We start from the raw sequence: 4,327 nt of genomic DNA on the forward strand, positions 1-4,327 counted from the left end.
AATTTGGTACTATGACTTATCTGAGGTGAAAGTAACTAAACGTCAACCCCTAACCTCTAAACACTTTGAGGAATTTTTAGAGTTACTCCCCCACAGAAAAGACAGTGAGAGAAGTTGGACTGTTACCCGTGAGGAAATAGAACAAAAAAACTATGATCTCAAAGCCGTTAACCCAAATATAAAAGTAGAGGAAGATGATCGAACCTCTGAAGAATTGATACAATTTATAGAAGATAAGGGAGAAGAAGTACTCAAAGCAGTAAAACAACTATTAAAATAATAATTCGGACTCTAAGTCAAATCCAGTTTCTTTAAATTTTCTGTGACTTGTCCTAAACCTATATAATCCCCTATCATAGGCGTAAACAAAGGATCTTCGTCTTCTCCAGCTTGTTTATAGCTAGTTTGTCTTTGATTGTATAATTTTTCTCTTGGTATTCTCTCAATATACAGTCCTTCAATATGGTATATAATACCCCTAGAAAAATGAATATCATTATCTGTCTCGGAGTCTTCTAAAGGATCTAACCAAAGAACAACTACTTCAATCTTTTCACCTAAATTATAATGTTCTTGTAATTCTTTGTTATGGTGACTTCTGTTTTTTAGTAGTGATTCATGTTGTTGAACTCTACGTCTTAAATTATTAGTTGAACCAATATATATCTTTGTTCTTTTTTGATTCAATAAACCATAAACCGCTGAAACAGAACGTATTTTACTATATCTAGTATTAGTCATTATTTGTAAATTTACCTTTTTATGCTTATTTAATTAAGTGGAGCTACTCAGTAACAGAAAACTTTAATTTTTTTTGAAAAGCTATCATCTGTTGAATTGGAGTAAAGCACCTATGGCATTTGCCCTGTTCCCATTCGCTAGGTATTCTAAACCTAGCCCCACAAAAGGGACATTCAGACAATAAAGTTAGATTATGGATAAAACAGCGATCGCTCGTCTTAAACTGCCATTGTATTTGGTGACAGGGTGATTCAAGATAACAACTAGAACAAAGCCTAATTGGTTCTAGTTTCATCCCTGTTCCTTGTGGCGGTAACATTAACTGTAAATCTTTAGTATCCAAGCGAACGAACTCAGCTAGTTTCTCTAACTCTTTTTGTGTGGGAGGAGGATTGAATCTAAATTTCTCCCAACGTGCGATCGCACCTCCTAAACCCGTTATGGTAGCCAACATAGAAACACTTAATTGATTCTCTCGCCTAAATCTACCCATAAAATGACTGATACTCTCATTAGCCATAGGTGTAGGTGTTAAATACCAATATTCGAGCTCATTTACCAGCATTATTTATACTCCTGTGCAACTTCTTTAAGGGTGTTCAAATCTATTTTTTTATTACCTTTCTGTAGAGTTCTAATAGCTGCTTCTTTGAGAATCATATCAATTAAGCCAATGTAACCACGAGTTGATTGGGCAATAACTTGCATCATACTTTTCTGGGCTAAATTAGATGGAAGAGGAAGGCATAGAACTTGTTTTTCCCATATCTCTACGACTTTGATTAATGAGTTTCCCGTCAAAGTTCCAAAACTATAACAAGCACGAAAGCGGTTGTAAACTTGTTCATCCTTTTTAATTACCGTATCCAGTCGCTCTGTTCCCACTAAAACCACTGCGATACCTAAGCGATCGTATATATCTCTAACATCAGCAAATGTTTTCGGTTTTAAACGATCTGCCTCATCAATAATTAACATTTCTACTTGACAAGTTTTCAGCACATTGTAAGTGCGATCTCGAATGTCGCTAACAGTACCCTTCGTAATTTGATATTTAAGATGTTCAATAATTGTTTGAAATAAATCCCGAGAGCTACACTCTTGAGGAGGTTAAACATATACAACTGGAACTTTTGGCGCTTTTCCTGGTTGTTGCTCTGGTTTGTGTCTTAATCTAAAAGCATTACAGGCAAGAGTTTTACCATTCCTTGACTCCCCTACTACACGACAGCACTGGCGAGAATGACGCTTATTCTCCAGCCAATCATGTAGTAATTTAACCGCTTCCAATTCTACAAAACTTGGCTTTCTTAGCCTTTCTATCTCAGTTTTAAGATTATCGTCATCTAGTTGTGAGTTAATAGAGCCTAAGTTATTTGCGATAATTTCTGCTTTAGTCATAATTATTTACCATCCATACTCTTCAATCATTTCGTTATAGTCATAAACATTGACAGACTCACCTTCAGTTTCCACAAGTAAATCTGGCTCATTCTCTTGTAAATTTTCCTCATCTTCTATCGGCTCAACCTTTAGAGGTGATAATTGTTCTTTGAGCAAATTATGCTCTTCTTTCTGTATCTGTTTTTTACTTTTTTTCTCTTTGATGATTAACTCACGAGCCTGAACTTCAGCAAGAATAGAGTTATTCGTTATTGATTTGCCTTTTTCCCTGATTTGACGGGTTATTTCCTTTGCTTCATAAAACGAGAGAGATTCCGACTCTAAATCTTGAGCAAAAGCACGACAAAGAAACACCTCTTTATCGCCCTCGTGTTTATATACATAAATAATGGTTATGTCACTAGGATCATATCTGAGGATGACTTGCTCTCCTGCATAACCAGACAAATACTCTCCTTTATAAGATAAATTATTGAAATTTATATAACCCCCTTGATAAACCGTACGGCGAGTTTGTTTCATTAAACATAGATCCAATTCTCGTTCCGTTGGCAAAGAAGGTATTACTGTTAAACCTGCTTCCCACCTCTGATAACGAGTTTGTCCAGTACGCTTATCCAAACTCTGATTGTAATTATTAACTATATAACGAACTACTAGCTTATGAAAATCATTAAGAGTGAGACAGGCACCTTTTTCGGCTTCTTTTGGTCGTTCTTTGATATTTGACCCAGTATATCCAGGCAAGGTAGATAGCAATTGTGTATTAATAGTGCCAAAGGGTCTTTCCACAATACCACCTTCAGAAGGACGAGAACGAAACTTCCAGGTTATACCTAGCTGAGAAGCTATTTGCTGAACATGATGAGACTTAAAATCGGTACCACTGTCAGTAAAAATATACTCTGGTTTACCATAAGTTCCCCACTGTTCATGTAATTGATAGTCCGATGGATAGTCTTTGGGTAAAATAGCATGACGAAGGGCTAAACCTACTACCATTGAACTGGGAGCATCAAAGCCTAAATTTATGCCTACAATACAACGGGAATAAGTATCGATTACGGTGGTCAACCAAGGACGTTTAAATACTTTACCAGAGCTATCAACTAATAAAATATCTGCTTCTGTATGGTCACATTGCCAGACGTGATTACTGTATTCTGGCTCTAAAATTGTGCCATCCTTTGTCCTCAAACTTAATTTACTACCTTTCCATCCAGGGTTACGAATATTTTTCTTCACGGCTTGTTCATCGATAATTGTTTGAAGAATGCGATAAACAGTCATGTGGCTGGGTACTTCTAATCCTTCTTGTTTAGCTTTAACTTGTGCTTTAACCGCAATCTGAGAACGATTAACTTTAGTTCCTCCTCTATTATCCTCTATATACTGTTTTGTAATGAAATCAACTAAAACTTTGTCGATACGATGTTGACCTTTATCCGTTCTTTGGGTTGAAAATAGACCGTTAATTCCCTCCTCTTCCCATTTTTTTACCATGCGTTGCACTGTTCGACGAGAGCAATTTAACTTCTGACTCACTTCATCTAACTTTTTCCCATAAGAGATGCGATCGCACGGTTCCATTAAATAATTGATGAGTTCAATCCTCCTCTGGACATCTTCAGGAATATCAACAGGGATTATATTTTTTTCTTTGTCCATAAATGCTATTTATAAAAACATATTGTTATTTTAACAGCGTTATTAAAAGATGACAACTATTATGTTATAAATCTTGAAAAGTCAAATCAGAAGAAATGATAATCAATTTGTTAATGCTCAGAATAATGACAAGTAATTTGTTAAACCTATCTTCGATGATAAGCAGAGGTCAAAGACGGTTATAATTGTTTAGGGAAAAGGATTTGAGGCGGAATTATTCCCATGACAAATAAAGTGTTAAAGCGACAGATAAAATGTTATTCGACACAAAGTCGGGGCAAAATTAAAAAAAAGATGGACTTTTTGGTTATACAATCGACCATGTCCATCTTACTTTTTGTTTATTTAAAAGAAGTTATGAACATTTTATTTCAGGTTTTTCGCTTTGTCAAAGATTTTCGCTCAAAGAGAGGGCAAAGATATGAACTATCTACTATTTTAACTATTATTTTCTCTGCTTTTAGTTGTGAGGAAAACTTAATTATTGATTATCGAAGTTTTGAAGGGAAAAAAA

Annotated in this window: 3 protein-coding genes and 2 pseudogenes; 1 reads left to right on the forward strand and 4 read right to left on the reverse strand. The window is 35.3% G+C overall.

The window, feature by feature from the left end; genetic code table 11:
• Nucleotides 1-280, forward strand: a pseudogene (locus tag ACEW8E_RS00005) (N-6 DNA methylase); the annotation flags it as partial.
• Nucleotides 281-291: 11 nt separating this feature from the next.
• Here the strand turns inward: ACEW8E_RS00005 and ACEW8E_RS00010 are convergent.
• From ACEW8E_RS00010 to ACEW8E_RS00025, 4 genes and pseudogenes are all read right to left on the reverse strand, one after another.
• The gene (locus tag ACEW8E_RS00010) at nt 292-741 is read right to left on the reverse strand and encodes a GIY-YIG nuclease family protein (protein ID WP_373478291.1); all 450 of its coding nucleotides are present in this window, start codon (nt 739-741) and stop codon (nt 292-294) included.
• Between the two features lie 43 nt (nt 742-784).
• The gene (locus ACEW8E_RS00015) at nt 785-1,306 is read right to left on the reverse strand and encodes a TniQ family protein (protein WP_373478292.1); all 522 of its coding nucleotides are present in this window, start codon (nt 1,304-1,306) and stop codon (nt 785-787) included.
• Nucleotides 1,306-2,142, reverse strand: a pseudogene (locus ACEW8E_RS00020) (TniB family NTP-binding protein). Before ACEW8E_RS00020 ends, ACEW8E_RS00015 begins: the two are co-directional and overlap by 1 nt.
• Before the next feature lie 6 nt (nt 2,143-2,148).
• Nucleotides 2,149-3,813: a Mu transposase C-terminal domain-containing protein gene (locus ACEW8E_RS00025; protein ID WP_373478293.1), complete on the reverse strand. Its 1,665-nt coding sequence runs from the start codon at nt 3,811-3,813 to the stop codon at nt 2,149-2,151.
• Nucleotides 3,814-4,327: the final 514 nt, after the last annotated feature.

Origin of the sequence: Geminocystis sp. (assembly GCF_041753295.1) — a bacterium.
Classification (GTDB): Bacteria; Cyanobacteriota; Cyanobacteriia; order Cyanobacteriales; family Cyanobacteriaceae; genus Geminocystis.

What these genes read in the sequence shown, in the direction of transcription:
- ACEW8E_RS00010 (WP_373478291.1), bottom strand. Translation starts at nt 741, where the DNA reads ATGACTAATACTAGATATAGTAAAATACGTTCTGTTTCAGCGGTTTAT.
- ACEW8E_RS00015 (WP_373478292.1), bottom strand. Translation starts at nt 1,306, where the DNA reads ATGCTGGTAAATGAGCTCGAATATTGGTATTTAACACCTACACCTATG.
- ACEW8E_RS00025 (WP_373478293.1), bottom strand. Translation starts at nt 3,813, where the DNA reads ATGGACAAAGAAAAAAATATAATCCCTGTTGATATTCCTGAAGATGTC.